Origin of the sequence: Fibrobacter sp. UWB11 (assembly GCF_900143015.1) — a bacterium.
Classification (GTDB): Bacteria; Fibrobacterota; Fibrobacteria; order Fibrobacterales; family Fibrobacteraceae; genus Fibrobacter.
Map to the genome: position 1 here is coordinate 1,389,443 of NZ_FSRT01000001.1, position 18,335 is coordinate 1,407,777.

At 46.8% G+C, this 18,335-nt stretch carries 17 protein-coding genes; 11 read left to right on the plus strand and 6 right to left on the minus strand.

Annotated elements, in window-relative coordinates; translation table 11 throughout:
• Positions 1–2 precede the first annotated feature (2 nt).
• Entirely contained in the window at positions 3–923 is a 921-nt protein-coding gene (locus tag BUQ91_RS05925) for a M23 family metallopeptidase (RefSeq protein ID WP_074208502.1), read from the minus strand.
• 137 nt (positions 924–1,060) lie between these two features.
• A complete protein-coding gene (locus tag BUQ91_RS05930) occupies positions 1,061–1,825 on the minus strand; it encodes a Nif3-like dinuclear metal center hexameric protein (RefSeq protein ID WP_072828402.1) in 765 nt (254 codons plus the stop codon).
• A gap of 233 nt (positions 1,826–2,058) precedes the next feature.
• Between BUQ91_RS05930 and metK the strand changes: the two genes are divergently transcribed.
• From metK to BUQ91_RS05945, 3 genes are all read left to right on the plus strand, one after another.
• Positions 2,059–3,252: a methionine adenosyltransferase gene (gene metK, locus BUQ91_RS05935; protein WP_072828400.1), complete on the plus strand. Its 1,194-nt coding sequence runs from the start codon at positions 2,059–2,061 to the stop codon at positions 3,250–3,252.
• 76 nt (positions 3,253–3,328) lie between these two features.
• Entirely contained in the window at positions 3,329–3,883 is a 555-nt protein-coding gene (locus tag BUQ91_RS05940) for a hypothetical protein (RefSeq protein WP_074208938.1), read from the plus strand.
• 39 nt (positions 3,884–3,922) lie between these two features.
• Positions 3,923–5,494 (plus strand): DUF4832 domain-containing protein, encoded by a 1,572-nt coding sequence (locus BUQ91_RS05945; RefSeq protein ID WP_074208503.1) that lies wholly within the window; start codon positions 3,923–3,925, stop codon positions 5,492–5,494.
• Between the two features lie 74 nt (positions 5,495–5,568).
• Here BUQ91_RS05945 and BUQ91_RS05950 read toward each other — a convergent pair whose 3' ends face one another.
• Together BUQ91_RS05950 and BUQ91_RS05955 are read right to left on the minus strand one after the other, a co-directional pair.
• A complete protein-coding gene (locus BUQ91_RS05950) occupies positions 5,569–6,531 on the minus strand; it encodes a nuclease-related domain-containing protein (RefSeq protein WP_074208504.1) in 963 nt (320 codons plus the stop codon).
• A gap of 86 nt (positions 6,532–6,617) precedes the next feature.
• Positions 6,618–6,833: a hypothetical protein gene (locus BUQ91_RS05955; protein WP_074208505.1), complete on the minus strand. Its 216-nt coding sequence runs from the start codon at positions 6,831–6,833 to the stop codon at positions 6,618–6,620.
• Between the two features lie 59 nt (positions 6,834–6,892).
• Here BUQ91_RS05955 and BUQ91_RS05960 point away from each other — a divergent pair, with 59 nt between their 5' ends.
• The 8 genes from BUQ91_RS05960 to BUQ91_RS06000 all read left to right on the plus strand — a co-directional run bounded on the left by BUQ91_RS05960 (position 6,893) and on the right by BUQ91_RS06000 (position 15,937).
• Positions 6,893–7,909, plus strand: a complete 1,017-nt coding sequence (locus tag BUQ91_RS05960) for a hypothetical protein (protein ID WP_074208506.1) — start codon at positions 6,893–6,895, stop codon at positions 7,907–7,909.
• A 103-nt stretch (positions 7,910–8,012) separates the two neighbouring features.
• Entirely contained in the window at positions 8,013–9,044 is a 1,032-nt protein-coding gene (locus BUQ91_RS05965) for a hypothetical protein (RefSeq protein ID WP_074208507.1), read from the plus strand.
• A complete protein-coding gene (locus BUQ91_RS15415) occupies positions 9,041–10,426 on the plus strand; it encodes a tRNA lysidine(34) synthetase (protein WP_254842259.1) in 1,386 nt (461 codons plus the stop codon). Before BUQ91_RS05965 ends, BUQ91_RS15415 begins: the two co-directional genes overlap by 4 nt.
• On the plus strand, positions 10,413–12,512 hold the full coding sequence (ftsH, locus tag BUQ91_RS05980; protein ID WP_254794395.1) for an ATP-dependent zinc metalloprotease FtsH: 2,100 nt from the start codon (positions 10,413–10,415) through the stop codon (positions 12,510–12,512). Before BUQ91_RS15415 ends, ftsH begins: the two co-directional genes overlap by 14 nt.
• 8 nt (positions 12,513–12,520) lie before the next feature.
• Positions 12,521–13,435, plus strand: a complete 915-nt coding sequence (gene folP, locus BUQ91_RS05985; protein WP_074208508.1) for a dihydropteroate synthase — start codon at positions 12,521–12,523, stop codon at positions 13,433–13,435.
• Positions 13,422–14,264 (plus strand): diadenylate cyclase CdaA, encoded by an 843-nt coding sequence (gene cdaA, locus BUQ91_RS05990; protein ID WP_074208509.1) that lies wholly within the window; start codon positions 13,422–13,424, stop codon positions 14,262–14,264. Before folP ends, cdaA begins: the two co-directional genes overlap by 14 nt.
• A gap of 14 nt (positions 14,265–14,278) precedes the next feature.
• A complete protein-coding gene (locus tag BUQ91_RS05995; RefSeq protein WP_074208510.1) occupies positions 14,279–15,493 on the plus strand; it encodes a formylglycine-generating enzyme family protein in 1,215 nt (404 codons plus the stop codon).
• Positions 15,494–15,559: 66 nt separating this feature from the next.
• Positions 15,560–15,937: a hypothetical protein gene (locus BUQ91_RS06000; RefSeq protein ID WP_072828382.1), complete on the plus strand. Its 378-nt coding sequence runs from the start codon at positions 15,560–15,562 to the stop codon at positions 15,935–15,937.
• Between the two features lie 162 nt (positions 15,938–16,099).
• Here the strand turns inward: BUQ91_RS06000 and BUQ91_RS06005 are convergent, their stop codons facing one another.
• Entirely contained in the window at positions 16,100–16,846 is a 747-nt protein-coding gene (locus BUQ91_RS06005) for an amino acid ABC transporter ATP-binding protein (RefSeq protein WP_074208511.1), read from the minus strand.
• The gene (locus BUQ91_RS06010) at positions 16,836–18,329 is read right to left on the minus strand and encodes an ABC transporter permease subunit (protein ID WP_074208512.1); all 1,494 of its coding nucleotides are present in this window, start codon (positions 18,327–18,329) and stop codon (positions 16,836–16,838) included. The genes BUQ91_RS06005 and BUQ91_RS06010 overlap by 11 nt, the downstream gene beginning before the upstream one ends.
• Between the last annotated feature and the right edge of the window lie 6 nt (positions 18,330–18,335).

Here is an 18,335-nt window from a genome sequence, read left to right on the forward strand (position 1 = left end):
ATTTAGTCGACTTCATAGTCGTTAGGGAGAATATAAGGAAGAGGGTTCACCGGCACACCGTTTTTCCAGACCTCATAGTGGAGGTGCGGACCGACGGAACGTCCAGTATTGCCCATATAGCCAAGAATTTGATAACGATGTACAAACTGTCCCGGAGTCACGGCAGACATCTGCATGTGTCCATAACGGGTCTTAAACCCATTGCCATGGTTCAGGACTACAAAATTCCCAAAAGAAGAACTCAGCTGGGAAATTTCAACAACGCCATCCGCCGGAGCATAAATCGGAGTCCAGCGGTCATTACCGATATCGATGCCCTGGTGCATCTTACCAATTTCACCGGTAACCGGATGGATACGCGGCCCAAAGGCTGACGCATAACGACCCGTGGTCGGCGAAATCGACGGAATGTAGCGTAAAACAGAGCGGCTCTGGTCGATATACTTAGTCAGAGCATTAAAAGATTCTTCGTTGTTCTGGATCTGTCCAAAAATACGCCAGACATCTTCGTGCATCTTGGCAGTACGTTCGAACACAGGAGAACTATTGCGCAAAAGCTGGACATTCGGTTCGATATGGCCACCTGTCGACAGCTTACGGGAAGCTTCATCCGGCAGCGGCAGACCGAGCTTTGCATGGAGCATTTTTTCGGCATTGAAGAAATCCTTGGACGTATTGGAAATGTAATCCACGGTACTCTGGATTTGCGTCAATTCCTTATTGAGCTTTTGGCGACTTGCGAAAGCGTGCTTCAAGATACCATCATAGACGGAAGTCGAAAGCACCTGAACCAAGAAGAGAATAAAACCAACAACAACGACGATTCGCGCTAAAAGCGAACCGCGCAGAATGAACGAAGGCACCTTCACGGTCAACATCCGTGACGATTTCTGGAAATGTATGGAGGCCCTAACGAAATTCATCAAGGGATAATGTAAATAAATGGCACAAAAATTTCAAAGGATTTATCCCTATTTTTTTATTACAAGTCCTGTTTATGCAACAATTTGTCGTTTTTTAGACCTTTTTTCCCGTTATTTTTCATTTACACAAAAATATTCTAAACCGGATTATCCAAGTCAATGAACTTTGACGGAATATTCAGTTCAGCCTGAATTTTTGCAGCAAGCGCGCTTACGCCAAAGATTTCGGTCCTGTGGTGCCCGCAAGATACAAGGTTCACGCCGTTTTCTTGGCAGAGTATAGGAATATCTTCCTTGATACTACCGGTCACATAAGCATCGCAGTTCATTTCCATAGCTTCCCTGACCGCAGATGCGCTACAACCGCCACTGCAAATGGCAACACGCTTAATCTGTTCGGAACCGTAGAAGAATTTATTCTGCACGCCATGTTCAAAAGCAGTATCCAAGCAATCCAAGAATTCTTCTCTTGTTGCAGGAGTATTCCATTCGGCAATCACGCCAATAGCCCTCATGCCTTCGTACGCAAATTCACGGACTGGGTTCAAACCGAGATTCTTGGCGATAACGGCATTGTTTCCAATTTCGCGGTGGCCATCGAGCGGCAGATGGAAGCCGAACAAAGAAATTCCGTTATTCATAAGCTTGCGAAGACGTGCCCCGAATTTCCCTACCGGGAGCTGGTTTTCGCCTTTCCAAAAGCCATTCGGATGATGAACGATAATGCAATCCGCCTTTTCTTCTATGGCAGCATCAATCAACTGGTCGCGCAGGCTCACGCCCGTCACGATTTTGGTGACTTTATCATTAGCTTCAACACAAAGACCATTAACACAGTAATCATTAAAAGATTTTGGGTCGAGCAGGTCATCAAGCCATGCAGTTATAAAAGGCAAATCCATATTCGCTCCTTGTTAGTCAAGACATCCTGACACCATGCCAGAATTTACTCTCCGCCATCCAACTTTCTATTAGTAGCTATAGGAAATATAAATATATAATTTTAATTTACAACACACCCCCCTATTTTAGAGCGTAAAAAAGCCATTCGGATTATTTTCTCGTTGCCACAATCTATGCATTTAACTAAATTTACGCATAGATTGAATTTAAAGAATTATTATAGGAGCCCCAAATGGCACATTATCTTTTTACATCTGAATCAGTTTCTAAAGGTCACCCGGACAAGGTCGCCGACCAGATTTCCGACTCCATCCTCGATGCCTGCCTCGCCCAGGACCCGAAAAGCCGTGTCGCTTGCGAAACTCTCGTGAACACCGGTCTCGTCGTTATCTCTGGTGAAATCACCACCAAGGCTGTTGTTGATTTCCAGGAAGTTGCCCGCAACACCATCAAGAACATCGGCTACGTGAACCCGGACCTCCAGTTCGACTATAAGGGCTGCGCCGTGCTCGTCGCTATGGACAAGCAGTCTCCGGATATCGCCCAGGGCGTTGACGCCAAGGCAGCCGAAGGCAAGGAAGACGACAAGCAGGGTGCTGGTGACCAGGGTATGATGTTCGGTTACGCCGTCAAGGAAACCAAGGAACTCATGCCGCTTCCAATCAGCCTCGCCCACAAGCTCATGGAAGAAATCCAGAACCTCCGCGAAAAGGGCAAGATCAAGTGGCTCCGTCCGGACGCCAAGTCCCAGGTCACCGTCGAATACGACGAAAATGACAAGCCGGTCCGCGTTGACACCGTCGTCATCTCCACTCAGCACGACGAAAAGGTGAACGGCAAGGAACTCAAGCATTCCGTGATTGAAAAGGAAATCATCGAAAAGCTTATCAAGAAGGTCATCCCGGCCAAGCTCTTGGACAAGAAGACCCGTTACCTCGTGAACCCGACCGGCAAGTTCGTTGTCGGTGGCCCGCACGGCGACTGCGGTCTCACAGGCCGTAAGATCATCGTTGATACCTATGGTGGCATGGGCCGTCATGGTGGTGGCGCATTCAGCGGCAAGGACCCATCCAAGGTCGACCGCAGTGCAGCATACGCAGCACGCTACGTTGCAAAGAACATTGTTGCAGCAGGCCTCGCCTACCGTTGCGAAGTCCAGCTTGCTTACGCTATCGGTTACTCCAAGCCGGTTTCTGTGCTCGTGAACACGTTTGGCACAGGCAAGATCGACGACCGCAAGATCGAAGAAATTGTCGCTAAGAACTTCGACCTCTCTCCGGCCGGCATCGAAAAGATGCTCGACCTCCGCAAGCCGGGTTACGTGCAGACCGCAGCCCTCGGCCACTTTGGCCGCACGGGTGCTCGCTTCACGTGGGAAAAGACCGACAAGGCCGAAGCATTGAAGAAGGATGCTGAAGCGGTTTAATAAAAATCGCGAACAAACTTTACAAGGCAGACCGCACTTTAGCGGTCTGTTTTTGTATTTTATTCGAGGAGGAAATATGATACAAAGAATATTTGCACTTTTGCTTATCGCGGCTGTATTATGCTCAGCCCACGCAAATCCGTCTAGCGATTTACGCCCTCCCTATTTTGCAAAAGATTCCGTTCAAGCCGAGCAACATGCAACGCTCACGCAAGTCGATTTTGACGGATACTACGAGAACTTGATCCAAGCAGAAAAAGACGCAGTCCGCAACGCCACAACCATAGGCATCGCAAGCGGAGTCGTTACCGGATTTGGGGTATTTGCGACAGTCATCGCATTTAGAGACAAGGACCAAACAAAAGAAAATTCATACGCCGAGACTCACAGGCAATTACTTCAAGTCGGAGGCATCGCCTTCACCGCCATCGGAACAATCGGACTCATCCGCAGCATTTATACAATTGTCACTAGTACAGGCGAAAACAGCAAACGCGCCTCGTACGAACATGCCTACGAGATTTACAAACGCAGACGTTCCGAACACAAGGACGGAACAAAAGTCATTGTAACACCAGCTGTCAACTTGCTCGGAAGCTCCGCAGGAATGATGTTAAACGTTATATTTTAAAACACAATTCAGTGTAAGGGAATCTTTCGAGGAGCGTGTATGACTAAAAGTTTTTTTCTCGCTAGCGCTGCAATTACCGCACTAACAACAGGTATTCTTGCGACTAGCTCATTTGCAGTAGCACGTTCCATTGCACTAAACAAGAGCATCGAATCACTCGAGCCCATGAAGGGCATCGTATTTTGGCCCGATCAAGCCAAAAGCCAGAAAGACTTGCAAAAATCCATCTCGCTAGAATTCTCATATTGCCTCCCCTGTGCTGTTGTCACTGGGGAATACGGCGGTAAAATTAGCTACGACTGGAGCAGTTTCGAAAAGTTACTTGAAGATATCAAGAGTCGTGGGCACCAAGCCATCGTGCGGTTCCGCATCGAGTACCCGAATGAAACCATCAAGAACGCCCCGAACTGCACCGAAAACGTGAAAGGCGCAACCGCTGTTCCCAATTACTTCGTTACCAACAGCAATTATTTGGAGACGTTCTCTGAAAATCCGGGCGGTGACGGCCCCACATTCTATGCCGACTGGAGCAGCACAGCATTACAGTGGTTCTACAAACAATTCTACGCCGACTTCGCCGCCAAATACGATAAAGACCCGCGCATCGCATTTGTACAAGCGGGTTTCGGCCACTGGGCAGAATACCACATCTACGGCACCAAACTCAAGCTCGGCTCGAACTTCCCATCCAAGGACTATCAAAGAGATTTTCTGACACATCTTGATACTTTATTCAAAGAAACACCTTGGAGCATTTCTATTGACGCCGCAGACGATGAATACACACCTATCGCCAGGAACAAGACTCTGCTTGCACTTAATTTCGGACTTTTTGACGATTCATTTATGCACGAAAAGCACGATATTTCACAAGGCGAAGGCGACAACGAAAAGAACTGGCAAACAATGGGCAAAGACCGCTGGAAAACATCACCCGCCGGCGGCGAAATCAGCTACTACGAAGACAAGGACCAAAAAGAATTTCTGAACCCCGCCGGACTTTACGGAGTAACCTGGGAAGATGCCGCAGCCAAGTACCACATGACATACGTCATCGGCAACGACGCGCCTGAAGGCAAGTACGCCACCAGGAGCCGCGTCTATGAGGCAAGTTCCAATGCTGGCTACAAATTCGAAGTCACAGGATTTGCGGTCAACAAAGTTTCAGCCGCAATCCGCGTGAAAAACGTGGGTATAGCCCCGCTCTACCACAACGCCTATGTGACCATTAAAGGCATTCGCAGCGAAAAATCGCTCAAAGGTCTTTTGCCCGGTGAAGAAGCCACCTATACCATTTCAGGAATTTCTATCGCCGACAGCGAAACGCCCGAACTCACCATCACCAGCGATAAGCTTTTGCAAAATGCGACAATCCCCTATAACGCAAGCCTCAACGGAAGCGCAGCTGTCATCGAAGGACTCGTCGACGAAAACGGAACCACATCAATCGCAGGCGCACGTTGGAATAAAGGTGCCGCGAGCAAAGTTCACGAAAACCGCGCCAAGAACTCACAAATCGTAGATCTCAAAGGCCGTACCATAAACAACGCCGAAGCACAAAACTTCACAGGAACTGTGCGCAAAGCGTACTATAAAGTGAATAGGAAATAACATTTTTCGCAAAATGCGTTACGCAAAATGCGAAACTTTATACAATTCTCGCCCATTTAAGGTTTGGAAGCGTTTTATTCTCTATACCAGCATTTAGGAAATCCACTACAGCCCCAGAATTGATTACCTGCATTTTCACCTTTTTTAGCGGTTCGCAGAACTAAAGGTTTTCCGCACTTGGGGCAAATTTTTTCAGTTGATGGATTTTTAGCAGGTTCGACAGGTGTTTGATCACCACGTTCTTCCTTAATTTTACCGATAACGGACATCAAATAAATGTCCTCGTATTTTCTTGCATAGTCCGATTTATTTGGTCGATTGCAATTCAAGAAATACTGCATTGTTTCCAACATGGAAGAATCAGACCAATCAGCATTCCTTGAATTATCCATATTTTTTATAAAAGCAACCAATTGGTCTGCACGAATAACATGTTCTCTAATATTTTTAGGGGCTTTTTTATCGTTCAAAACTGTTTTTGGATTTGCAAGAACAACAATAGACTTGTAATTACTTGAAAAATTTTCATCAAAAACTTTTTCTGCGAGTCCAAGAAAACTACCTGTTTTGGCATCACGACGAACTTCTCTAAGGACATTCAAATGTCTTTCATTTTGTGTAACAGGAGAATACAAACCTTCTCGCTTATAAAATTTTCCAAAATTAAAGCGTCTAATAAAATTTCCTTTATCGTCTATTTCGATATCACCAAACAAGTTCTTACACTCAATTGCATAAATATGTTGGCGTGTACAAATCAAAAAATCAATCTGTGCAGACAAATCACCTTTTTCAAGATAAATATCATGCAATATATACATATCTAAGCCGCTATTTTTTAGTTCATAAATTATCTGTTTTTCACCAAGTAATCCAATTTCAGCAAGCTTAATCTGTTCTTCAATTTCACTTTTTAAACTTCCAGAAGCTCTTTCTGAAAGAGTCTTCATTTTAGCAATAAAGTTTTCAGCATCACTGTTTTCCTTTAAAAATACAGGACCTAGGCGTTTGTTGAAAAAAGCATCAATAATAGACATATCAAACTCCTTGCATAATAATTCAATTCCAAATATATACTGTATTTAAAGACATATTAAAAAAAGGCACATTCCAACTTAGCATATTAGTTCCATTTTTCACCATAAAAAGGGAAGTCCCCCGCATCAGCGAAGGACTTCTTGTGTTTCAAATTTCTGTTATACTTTGTCTTGTCTCGGACAACTCTTGTCCGTAACGAGGCTCCGTTTTGGGAGCCGTCTATGCGTCGCATGCGCATCATATCGCTTTCTTTGGCTGTTTCAGCAACCTTGCTGAACATTTTGTCTTTATTTTTAGCCATGACAGCCTCCTTATCGACCAAATTTAATATATTCGATTTGAATAGAAAAGGTATTTAATATGAAAAAAGCTTACACGTTCTTATTTGGCATGTTCATGTTCGTCGCCTGCAGCGATGACAATCCGACATCGGGTCTCGACAACACACAAAACAAAAATCCATCCGTTCAGTCAAATGTTGATTTCGGTGAAGGTTACACATATGCCATCCCAATTAAATACGATGAAGCAACGGGACGTGTTTATCAAGGAACGTACGCTTGCAATTACCACCCCGACACAAAGACTTTTGCTTGGGAAGAATATCCAGAATCATTGGATCCGGGCACTTATAAAATTGTTGGCGACTCGCTTTGGATGGGACCAACCGAAAAGCAAATTTCTGAAGATTCCGATGAACAACAATTTCTTGACACATACTACAACTATGAAACTTTGTCGTTAAGCAATGACCACAATGATATTTATGGAACGTGGAAAGTCACCGGTTGCAGAAGAAACCTTGGTGATACAGAAATCAAGTGTTCAAAATACATCGGTGGCCTAAGTGGAATTGCAAGAACAATGCAAATTACAAAAGACTCCATTTATATTACCACAACTATTGATACAGACAACTTAGAGCCAAACGACGTTAACATCGGAAAAATTATAAATCGTAGTTTTGGTTTTGATATTGGCGACGCCATCATCAAACAGCTGATGATTGAAAATACGATAAAGAAGGAATCCAAAGACTTTTTAACGCAATCCTTCTCTATCGGTAACCAGCTCTTTGAAGTTATTTCGACTCCTAAATTCGACGCCACAGGGATGAACTACATTTCAACGATATCCAGCAATGGAAAGACTTGCACAAACACGCAAAGATTGGGATTCATCAACGAGAAATTGTGCAAAGAAGAAACCGCAGAATTTTTATTGAGCGCACGTGATAAAAGCGATGATCAATCTTACTATAAAGAAGGACCTGTAGAAGGATTCAGCATAGACAACGATGATGAATTCAACAAATGCGCCAAAGAACTCCCGACAGAAGAAACAAGGCAATTGTTGAGACAGTACTCACGAGAATAGAACATAATTCTGTTTAAGTGCATAGATAGAACAGCATATTTAGCCGCAAAGGCATCCTTAAACTCAAATTTATTTTTAGATTTGAAATGGAAAGGAGTAAAATATGCTTGAAATTTTTAAAATCGTTTTAGAAGACGTAGCGAATTATGGGCTGAATATTTTTGCCCCATGTGTTCTAGCCTTAATTCTCACCCTGCTATATAAAAAGAACAAGCACAAAAAAATTTGCAAAATATTATTGTGGGTAATCCCCTTAATCATCATTTGCAAGTTGCGATTTCTTTCCTCTTATACATACGCATACACGATTGCGATTTTCCTTATTTTCGCGATTCTGTATGCGGCAACGATTGCTATTGGGAAACGTTTTGCAGAAAATAAAATCGTTCTTTGCTTATCGGTCCCCTTTATTTTAGCTTGTTCCTATCTGTTCCTTGCGGTTTTTGAATACATTGATTCGAGGGAAACATTCGGAAGCGTTGAAGATCGACCCTTACCAGACCATACAAAAAGTAATCACGACTACACCATCAGAATCAATTACGCAGATGCTTGGGGTAACAACAATTACACAATGACCATACGTGGAAAAAATGCTACAGACGTCCAAGCAGATTCCATTATCTTTTGCAAGCAGGTTAGGCTCTGTGCCGGTGCAAAATTTACTACAAAGGATTCCGCAAGCCGTGATACACAAAAGGTCTTACCGACTGAAAGAATTCGTTGCCAGTGGGAATTGTTCCCTAACGACAAAAAAGCAAATCTTTTTAAATTCAAAGAACTTGCTGAAAATTATACAAAAGAATACAAAATTGGCTTTGTCTTGGATGGCTATACATTTAGCGTAGACATGATTGACTACAACAAAAAAACAGTTCGTAATTTGAGCCTCGATAACGCTACAAATTACGAAGACCAAGTTCCTAAAGCCAAGGAAATTGTCAATCTCGGTTTGAATTTGATTGATTTCAATGATTCTATAAAAGTAGATAAGAAATGTAATGAACATCTACCACAAATGTCTACATCATTTGGTGTGGATTCAACATCATTAAACACAAATGATACAGGAACGGCGTTGATAAAACTAGACGAAATAAAGAAGCCCAAACGTCGTAAGCCCACTAAAAAATGACTTTAATTTGTCGTCACAGTTTTAAACGTCTGTTGCTTGCAGTTTCGGGCGGCTTAGATTCTATTTGCTTAGCGCATTATTTTATCAAGAATCGCGAGACTTTCGGAATCGAATGGCTTGGGATTGCGCATGTGCATCACGGGTTACGCGAAGGGACCGCAGACAGGGACGCAAAATTTGTGGAAGAGTTTGCGAAATCGTACGACGTTCCTTTTTTCTTGAGAAAACTAGATGGCGAAGCGCTGAAAAGTGCCGATGGATCGCTCGAAGAAAATGCACGAGATGCAAGATATAAAGCGCTATTCGAGATTGTGGAAAGCATTGTCACTCTGGAGCCAACAGGCGATAGAGTCCACAAAAAAAACGTTATGGATCCTATCGCCTCTGCGAGGCTCCAGGATGACGAAGGAAGATGCCCGCATCTTTCAGCTACGCTCAACACAAGTTCTGGCGGGCATGACAGTCTCCATAGCTCATACCCCAAAGCAGCCGAAAACTGCGGCCCCATATTCCATAGCTCTATTGCAATCGTGACGGCGCATCATGCAGGGGATCAGGCGGAAACCATGTTCATGCGACTCAAGCGCGGAACAACGCTTGCCGGGCTCCGCGGGATTCAAGAAGTCCGCATTCTAGACGAAGCCTCCCCCACCCAAGAAGACAAGAGTGAAGAAGGGAGATTCCCGCTCGGAGGCGGGAATGACAACGAAAAAGAAGGTTGCAACCTCATACCCCATACCCCATATCTCTACCGTCCATTCTTAAATGTCACGCGCAGCGAATTACTCGCCTACGCTCGTGAGCACGATCTCGATTGGTGCGAAGACGAAAGCAATACCGACGTGAAGTTCGCACGTAACAAGATTAGGCACGAGTTTTTGCCGAATTTGGAAAGCGAATGTCCGGGGGCAATAAAACAGCTTTGCAGAATTGCCGGGATTGCAGACAGGGCGTATGCGAAAGTGATAGGGAAATGCGACGAGGCGTTTGCACCGTGTTTATTAGACGAGAAGGAGATGCCCGGTCAAGCCGGGCATGACACGTGGCGATCCCGGAACAGAGTCCGGGATGACAATGCAATACGTACGATTGCGCTGGACAAGAAAAAGCTCAACAAGGTTCTGCGCGCACATGCCGATGCAGACCTTTCTGAATTATTCCGGTTGTGGCTTTCAGAGAAGGGTTTCCGCTTCCCAACAGGCTTTTTCTACGGCCCCAAGGAACCCGCCCATGTAAAAATTCCGATTCGTACCGTATATCGCAAGCGATCTATCGTCAAAATACGCAATACTGTCTGGATTTGCGATTTCAAAGACGCGCTATCCGCTGCAAAATTTGTATCTTGCGAGATGAAAGAAAAGGATTATAATGAACCAACCTAAGAAGCCTACATCCCCGTTTAAGAACAAGAATTTCATTATTGTTCTCGTCATGCTCCTCATGCTTTTTGTTTTGTTCCCCAAGACCGGGAACGACTACAACAAGGAAATTACCCGTACGGATTTTTTGGCATTGATGGGAGATTCCACCAAAGTCATTACGGAACTTTCGCTCCAGAAGACTCCTGATGGCGTAATTATCGAAGGCGCTTACGAGATGACTCCGGAAGAAATTGCCGAAGCGAAAAAGAACCAGAGCGCCATAGCAAGGTTCACCCGCGCCAGTAGCGATACAAAGCACAAGCATTTCAAGAGCCACATGCTCGAGGTCTCGAACGAACAGATTTCGACATGGGAAACGTTCAAGGGCGTAAAAGTCAAGGTCATTCACGAATCGACCACCTGGATTGAAACGCTCATCGGATTTTTGCCGGCCATTTTGCTCATCGCATTCTTCTATATCATGATGAGCCGTCAAATGGGCGGTGGCGGAAAGAGCCCGTTCTCGTTTGGCAAGAGTCAGGTTCGCCAGCTGACTTCGCAAAAGAAGACAACATTCAACGATGTAGCCGGCTGCGATGAAGCCAAGCAGGACTTGCAGGAACTTGTCGAATTTTTGAAAGACCCCAAGAAGTACGACAAACTCGGCGGACGCATTCCGAAGGGTGCTTTGCTCGTTGGCCCTCCGGGCACGGGTAAGACGCTCCTCGCCCGCGCTGTTGCTGGCGAAGCTGGCGTGCCGTTCTTTAGCATGTCGGGTTCTGACTTTGTGGAAATGTTCGTTGGCGTGGGTGCATCCCGCGTGCGTGACTTGTTTGAAACAGGCAAGAAGAACGCTCCGTGCATTTTGTTCATCGACGAAATCGATGCCGTAGGTCGCCAGCGTGGTGCTGGTCTCGGTGGCGGTCACGATGAACGCGAACAGACATTGAACCAATTGCTCGTGGAAATGGACGGCTTTACCGCTAACGAAGGCGTGATTTTGATTGCCGCAACAAACCGTCCTGACGTGCTCGACAAGGCGCTTTTGCGTCCGGGCCGCTTTGACCGACAGATTGTGGTGGGACTCCCCGACCTCAAGGGCCGTGAAGAAATTTTGAAAGTCCACTTGAAGAAACGCAAGGTTCCTCTTGGCGATGATGTCGATGTAAAGGCTGTTGCCAAGGGAACGCCTGGACTTGCCGGTGCGGACCTCGAAAACTTGGTGAACGAAGCTGCGCTCCTTGCCGCAAGGTTCAACAACAAGAAAGTGACGATGCTCGATTTTGAAGAAGCCCGCGACAAGCTCAGCATGGGTGCTGAACGCCGCACGCTCCTCATGACCGACGAAGAAAAGCGCCACACCGCTTACCACGAAGCGGGCCATGCCCTCATGACCTTGCTCTGCAAGCACTCGGACCCGCTCCACAAGATTACGATTATCCCGCGCGGACGCGCTCTCGGCGTGACCATGAGTTTGCCGGAACGCGACCAGGTAAGCTACAGCCGCGAATATGCCGAAGAACGCATCATGATCATGATGTCTGGCCGCCTTGCCGAACTCATTTTCTTCAACCACCAGAGTACCGGTGCTTCGAACGACATCCAGCGCGCCACAGAACTTGCCCGCAAGATGGTCACGGAATGGGGATTCGACGAAGAAATCGGACCTGTCTGCTACAGTCGCGCCGATGGCGAAGTATTCCTCGGTCGTGAGATTTCGAAGCCGAAGGAAATGTCCGAAATGATGGCCGAAAAAATTGACAATGCCATCAACGGCCTAATCAAGCGCATGGACGCAGCGGCCCGCAAGCTCCTTGAAGAAAACAAGGACAAGCTAATCGACCTCGCCGAAGCACTCTTTGAATTTGAAGTCCTCGACCGCGAAGAAATCGACAAGGTCATGGCGGGCGAAAAGCTCACCGGCACAAAGAAGAGCCGCCAGTACAAGGCCATGGAAGAACTCGCAAAGAAGCGCGAAGAAGAAAATACTCCACCTCCTGATCCGGGTGACCAACCTCCGGTAGCCCCGATTACCGACGTACAGCCCGCCCCCGCTACAGGTAACGAAACAGCCACTAACTCCGTTAAAGAAACCGAACAACAGTAACCGCGATTATGCTCCACTCTATTCTTGAATCCACTCGTGCAATCTCCTGGAAAATCGGAAACGACATCATTCCAGCTTCGAGGATGCCGCTTGTCATGGGTATCGTAAACGTTACCCCGGACAGTTTTTTTGATGGAGGCAAGCATAATACCCCCGAAGCGGCTTACGAACACGCGATTTCTCTTGTTGAACAAGGTGCCGTGATTCTCGATATCGGTGGCGAAAGCAGCCGTCCGGGAAGCGAGCATGTAAGCGAGCAAGAAGAAATCGACCGCGTTTGCCCTGTTGTCGAAGCGCTCGCACAGACCGCAACTATTTCGGAAGACCTCGACAATCCGGGATTCCGCAAATTCTACATCTCGGTCGATACGGTCAAGGCTAAAGTCGCCGAAGAATGCATGAAGCTCGGTGCGCACATCATCAACGACATCAGCGCCTGCATGATGGACCCGAACATGATCGACACGGTAGCCCGCACCAAGGCTAGCGTCGTGCTGAACCACATGCGCGGAAACTTCGGAACAATGCAGCAGGACTTCAAGCCTTACTCAAACGTGGTGCAGGAAGTTCAGGAAGAACTATTGGCTCAGGTAAAGAAACTCCTCGATGCGGGTGTAGAAAAAGAACGCATTTGCATTGACCCGGGTATCGGTTTTGGAAAGACTGTTCAAGACAACATAGACTTGATGAAGTCCGTCGAGGTTATGCTCAAGGACGGTTACCCCGTCTTGATAGGCACTTCGAGAAAGTCCTACATCGGAAAGATGCCGGGTCTCGAATCCAGCGACAGATTAATTCCGACGGTAACCGCAGGCATTGTGGCAGCCCTCGGCGGTGCAAGCGTTATCCGCGTTCACGACGTTCGTGAAGCAAAAGAATCACTTTTATATTTGGAGGCATTGAAGTCCCATGACTCTGTTTAAGTTATTCGGCATCATCGATGTTCGTATGGCTGACATTCTGGACGTTCTCCTCATATCAGTCATTCTGTACTATATCTTTTTGCTGTTCCGCGGGACGCGTGCAGCACAGATGATTTTCGGTGGCTTTTTGCTTATTCTCGCATGGCTCATCGCACAATGGTGGGAACTCCACACACTCGTTTGGATGCTCAGTAACCTCGCTACGCTCGGTATTATTGCCATCGTGATTTTGTTCCAGCCCGAAATTCGAAGCGCCCTTACACGAATCGGCCAAAGCGTGAGTAAGGTGGACTTGCGCAATATTCTCTTCCACGCCAGCGGTCTCGACGATATTTCCCAAAAAATTTGCAGTGCTGTCCAAGACCTCGCCAAGACAAAGACCGGTGCTCTTATCGTGCTTGAAAAACGCGTTGGCCTCAAGAACTACGCCGACACAGGTGAGCTTTTGAATGCACGCATCAGTTCCAGACTTTTACGCGCACTCTTTTTCCCGAACTCCGCTTTGCATGACGGTGCCGTAATCCTGAACTGCAAAGAAATTGTTGCAGCAGGATGTATTTTGCCGATGCCGACAGGTAATGCCGAAGGTGATGCAGGCTATGGCATGCGCCACCGCGCAGCAAAGGCTCTCGCAGCCGAAAGTGACGCCCTGATTATCATCGTCTCCGAAGAAACGGGTAAAATTTCGACCGCATACAGAAACAACCTGAGACGCGGCCTCACTCCAAAGGAACTCAAGGCAGAAATTTTCCGCCACTGGCATGACCTCTTCAACGAAGTTATCGATGAAGAACCGAGCGAAACTGAAAACGAAGCTGTTGAAAATTAAGATCTAGGAAAGTTATGGCTAAAAACACCAATACACCAAAAAACTCCGCAAATAAACAAAACAAGAAAAACGGGAAACGCAATCTCGTCATCTTGATTTTAATGTTCCTTTTACTTGTATGCTTGTTCGTTGTACAATGCCAGCTCAACAAAGTGAAGCAACAGGCTCTTGAAGAACAAAAGCTTGCGGAACTCGCCTTGCGCCAAAAAGAAATTCTCGACAGCCTCCGTGCTGAACAAGCTAAGGCCGACAGCCTGAAGGCCCTCGAAGACGCACGAATCACAGACAGCTTGCGCCGTGCCGATAGCCTCCGCACAGCAGATTCGCTCGCCAATTTGCCGAAGGTCAACAAGGATAGCCTCAAGCATGTGCGCGACAGCATCCGTGCCGAAAGAAAGGCTCGCAGGGATAGCCTAGACGCCCTTGCAAAAAACGAAAAAGCTAAGCAGGATTCCTTGGACAAATTACGCGAAGCCGAAAATCTCCGCAACTCGGACAAGGTCCCGCCTACCGCAGAAATCACACCCCCAGCAGGTCGCTATTACTCCCCCATCAAACTTAAAGTCAAGTGCGATGAAATCAAGTGCAAGACATTTGTTTCCATTGGTGATACGCTGAATCCGCAGGATGCAAGCAAACCCATTGACTACAACAAGACCGGTTCCGTATTCTTCCTTGCTGAAGATTCCGTCGGCAACCGCACCGCTTGGGAAGAAGCAAAATACGACATGGCAAGCGACAATATTTGTGGCAAGAACGCCTACCCTGTGCCTGTCGGCGGAAAAACGGTTTGCGTTGACGCATACGAATACCCGAACCAGCCGGATGCAACGCCCAAGGACATGGTAAGCCAGGAAGAAGCCGCCCGCATTTGCAAGAACGAAGGCAAGCACCTCTGCTCTATCGAAGAATGGCAAGCCGCCTGCCGTGGCAAGGACGGATTCAAATATTCTTACGGCAATAGCTATAAGCAAAGCAAGTGCAACACCAATACAAAATCGGCCAAGAGAAGTGGCCGCAAAACTCAGTGCCGCAGTTGGTGGGGCATGAACGACATGAACGGAAACCTTTGGGAATGGACGAGTTCCACAAGCAAGCAACACCCCGACAAATACCTGGTCGCAGGTGGCGCATGGAATACCAATAACGAAAGCAGCTGTTCCGAGAGCAAATTCAGTTTCTACCCGCAAAACCAGTACCCGAGCGTTGGTTTCAGGTGCTGCAAATAGAATTTGTTAAAACATCGTTACACACTTTCACTAGCTCACCCCCGCAAAAAAATCTAATTTAAAACCATGAAAACAAAACTTATTCTCTCCGCACTTGTTCTTTCGACTTTTGCATTCTTCGGATGCAGCGACGATCAACCCGTATACACCGGTTATTGGAAAGGCGAAGCCGATATGATTTTTGAAGTTTTCACTGAAAACAATATCGACTTCACCATCAGAAACGTGAATGGCGATCTTACCGCCAAATACGAAGACAACGCTCTCCGTGGCAAGAATTCCCTCAACATGGACATCTTGATGCGCGTCAAGGGCGACTCCGCTTACTATGAATTCGGCGAAGACGAATCTGGCAAGATTGTCACGGGTTACATGAGAATCACTAAGGACGAATACGACAAGATTTTCAAGGCCCAAACGGACGCAAGAAATAGCTATAACTAAGCGCTGAAACGTCGGCGACATGCCGCGAAAACGCAGCAGCAAAAAAGCTAAAATTTAAAGCAAGAAGCCCCGGTTTAAAAGCCGGGGTTTCTCGTTTTTTAAAGGAGGTCCCCGCTCAGAGGCGGGGATGACAACTTAATGCGGGAGTGCCGCGGCACTTCGTTATTTCTTGAGTGCCGAAAGGAATTCCTTGAGGCGGGCGTCTTTTGGATTGTCGAAGATTTCTTCGGGCGTTCCATCTTCCTTGACGTAACCGTCGGCAAAGAACAGTACGCGGTTAGCCACTTCGCGTGCAAAGCTCATTTCGTGTGTCACAACAATCATCGTCATGCCGGACTTCGCAAGATCCTTCATGATCTTGAGCACTTCGCCCACCATTTCGGGGTCCAGAGCGCTCGTCGGTTCGTCAAAAAGAATCGCTTCAGGTTGCATCGCCATGGCACGGGCAATCGCCACACGCTGTTGCTGACCGCCAGAAAGCTGTGCCGGATAATGGTCGGCACGTTCCAAAAGTCCCACGCGCTTCAAGAGGTCTTTCGCGCGAGCTTCGGCATCGGCTTTAGAAAGGCGTCCGAGCTTTACCGGAGCAAACATGATGTTCTTGAGAGCCGTCATGTTCTTGAACAGGTTGAACTGCTGGAATACCATACCAACGCGTTCGCGAATTTCAGGCTTCGAAACATTCTTGGCCAAAATGCTCTTGCCATCCAAAAGAATATCACCACTCGTTGGCTGCTCAAGCAAATTCAGCTGGCGCAAGAACGTCGACTTGCCGCAACCCGAAGGTCCGATAATGGCAACAACGTCTCCACGATGGATATCAAGAGAAATACCCTTGAGAATTTGCTTGTCACCGTAAGATTTGCAAAGGTCCTTGACCTGGATTAAAGTTTCAGCATTAGCGTTCATTTTTCTTCAACCTCTTTTCAAGTTTTGCAACACAAGCCGAGAGCCCGGCGACAAGAATAAAGTAAATTACAGCCACAGCAAGGAGCGGGAGCATGGCTTCGTAAGTCATACTGCGGATGATGTCACCACCGCGCGTCAAATCGGTAAGGCCGATGTAACCGCAAATGGAAGTTTCCTTGATGAGCGATATAAATTCGTTCGTGAGCGCGGGGAGAGAATTCTTGAAAGCCTGCGGATAGACAATGTGATAAAGCACCGTACGGAAACGAAGGCCAAGACTGCGCCCCGCTTCAATCTGGCCCGGATCCACGCCCTTGATACCGCTACGGATAATTTCAGAAACATAAGCACCGGAGTTCACACCGAATGCGACAATCGCAACGAGAATCTTGTTCACGTTCACCGACGAGAAGACGATGTAGTAAATGATGAGCAACTGGATCATCATTGGCGTTCCGCGAATCACGGCGAGGTAAGCTTTTGCAAACCAATTCAACACCTTCCAGCGACCGTTAAATTCATTGTTCGTGCGGATTTGCGCAATCACAAAGCCAATCATGATGCCGAGGAGAGCTGCAAAGAATGAAATAACAAGCGTGTTGCGGAGACCTTCGAGAATGAACTTCCAGCGAGATTCCTTCACAAAGTTCTTGTAGAAATGATCCCCAAAGCTTTCGTCATTTTCAATAGCCTTGTCGCCACGGACAATCACGACAACTTTAGAAAGCGTGTAAGGGGTCGTAAAGTTGATGGACTTTTTGCGTTCTTCAGTAACCGTGAAGCCCGCGAAACCGACATCAGCCTTGCCCGATGCGACCGCATTGATAATCGCATCGAATTCTATATCCTGAATTTCGACAGTTCGATGCAAATAATCGGCAATGTAATTGACGATTTCGATATCAAGACCGACAATCTTATTGTCCTTGTAGAATTCGTACGGAGGGAACTGAGCATTGGTCGAAACGATAAGTTTCGGACCTTCAGTCACTTTCTTCTGGTAATGATAATCGCTAGTGTGATTGATGTAATTATTGAAAATTGAATCGTAAACACCGTCGAACTTCATTTGCGCAATCGCCTGATTCACAGAATCAAGCAGCGATTCGTTGCCCTTTGCGACAACGCCCGCATACATCTCTTCGACGAAGACTTCTTCGAGAATGCGAAGTGACGGATTTTGGCGCACGAAAGCCTTGGCCGGTTGGTCATCGCTCATGACCGCATCAATCTTCCCCTGCATCAAGGCCTGCACGGCATCGGCAAGTTTCGTGTAGCGTTCGACATCGATTTTCGCCGTATCGCCACCATATTCGGAAGCATAGATATCGGCGGTGTTGCCAATCTGCACGCCCACTTTTTTGTGGCCGAGATCGCTAATGGAATGAACCTTATTGGGGATGACCGCCTGCTTGTTATCGCAAGAGGTCAAGGCCAGCGAATAAAACGCAATGAGAACTGGGAGTAGTAACTTTCGTATCATTTTTTA